The sequence below is a fragment of the Psychrobacter sp. genome, from assembly GCF_030457785.1.
In the GTDB taxonomy this organism is placed as follows: domain Bacteria; phylum Pseudomonadota; class Gammaproteobacteria; order Pseudomonadales; family Moraxellaceae; genus Psychrobacter.
This window is the reverse complement of record NZ_JAKDUI010000294.1, coordinates 1-1,734: the sequence shown is the minus strand read 5'-3', so window position 1 is coordinate 1,734 and position 1,734 is coordinate 1. Positions and strand designations below refer to the sequence as shown.

Sequence of the window (1,734 nt, the reverse complement as noted above, 5' to 3'; positions counted from 1 at the left end):
TATTGATACCTATTTACGGCACATCGTCTTGGTCTATACAGCAGCTATTAAGTATACTGAACTCGTCTTGAGTCAGTGGCCCTTACATCATGCCTGTATACATGCCAATACAGAAGACGATGAACAGCATTACGGCAGCGTTTTTGGGGCAGACTCATGATACACTAACCCAAATTTTATCAGGGAATCCTTATGTCATCTGATTACCACCCAAACCCCGCCACCAATCAAACCAACGTCCTGGGCACTGAACTCGCTAGTTGCTGCTTTGACCCTATTACTGGCTACTATCGTAATGGCTTTTGTCACACTGGCAATCACGATGTTGGTCAGCATACTGTCTGTGCCAAGATGACCAGTGAGTTTTTAAACTTTTCTGCCAGTCGCGGTAATGACCTCATCACACCATTACCTGAATATGGCTTTTCTGGACTAAAACCAGGTGACTACTGGTGTATCTGCGCCCTACGCTGGGTTGAGGCTCTAGACTTTGATATTGCGCCACAAATCAAACTAGAAGCCTGTCACGAAAGCTTGTTAGGTTTGGTCGATATTGAGACGCTAAAGAGCTATGCACTTTAGCAACGGCTTAGCAGGTCATGACTAGCGGCTTATAATTAGCCGCTTAACGACAGTTGCTTCACTTAAAAAAAGATTGAAAGCAAGCAACCGGGCGACCTCAATGGTGTGAATCATACTGCAACACAGGCTACACAGGGTTCAGCTTTAATCTTATATTGACGATATTGATGGTTTTTTTGCTTTATGGAGAGGGTGTATGGAAGACAATAACGACCAGTTAATCAAAAAAACAGCACGTATTGCACCTGATTCTAATATCGATCGTCTCTATTCCGATATGAAAGATGAGCATCTGTATCTGGACAATGAAGAAAGCTATATCTACGGCGACAAAGACGCCACGAATGAAGATACAATCGAGACGATGACCGTCTACGATCCTGACTCTGAGCGCTATGAAGATATCGACTCATCCAGCGAAGACGAAGTCGTCAACTGCTATTCCTACTCTCGTAAAACAGGAGAAAAGCTCGATAGATTGGCGTTAAACGATGTCAGCCGTGCATTGAGCAACAGCGGTCAATTTATCTGGCTCGGTCTGTACGACCCCAGTTTAGAAACCATGGTCAAAATCAAAGACGCTTTTGGCCTACATGAATTGGCAATTGAGGATGCTTTTGCCGATCATCAACGTGCCAAGGTTGAGAACTATGACAATGACATGGTGTTTGTGGTATTACGCACTGCAAAGCTTGAAGATAATGTCATTCGCTATGGCACCACAGCGATATTCATGGGCAAAAATTATCTAATCACCATTCGTAATGGCCCTTCGAATTCATACGCACCCGTCCGCGAGCACTGCCACCGTCGTCCAGAAAAACTGCGGATGGGACCGATATTTGTATTGCATGCTATTCTTGATTTTATTGTCGATAACTACATGCCAATCACTGACCGCTTGGGGCGCTACCTGCGTGAGCAAGAGCGTTATGTCTTCACCTATGAGTTTGATAAAAGCACCTTAAAGAACCTCTATAAGCTTAAATCACAACTGGTACACATGCGCGCGATTATTTTACCAGTGCAAGACATCTGTAGTTTTTTTATTAACCATAAAAAAAGCGAGCTGGTCTCTGGGTTTTCTCAAGCAGCCAAACCTTATTTTCGTGACGTCAATGACCACTTGCTACATTCCTTAGACGCTATTAA

At 43.8% G+C, this 1,734-nt stretch carries 2 protein-coding genes; both read left to right on the top strand.

Annotated features, from left to right (window positions below):
• The first annotated feature begins 192 nt into the window (after positions 1 to 192).
• Complete coding sequence (locus L0J61_RS10680; RefSeq protein ID WP_301466416.1) at positions 193 to 582, top strand: DUF2237 family protein; 390 nt, start codon at positions 193 to 195, stop codon at positions 580 to 582.
• A gap of 196 nt (positions 583 to 778) precedes the next feature.
• Positions 779 to 1,734, top strand: a 956-nt coding sequence (locus L0J61_RS10675; protein ID WP_301466415.1) for a CorA family divalent cation transporter, incomplete at its 3' end; no start/stop codon positions are given.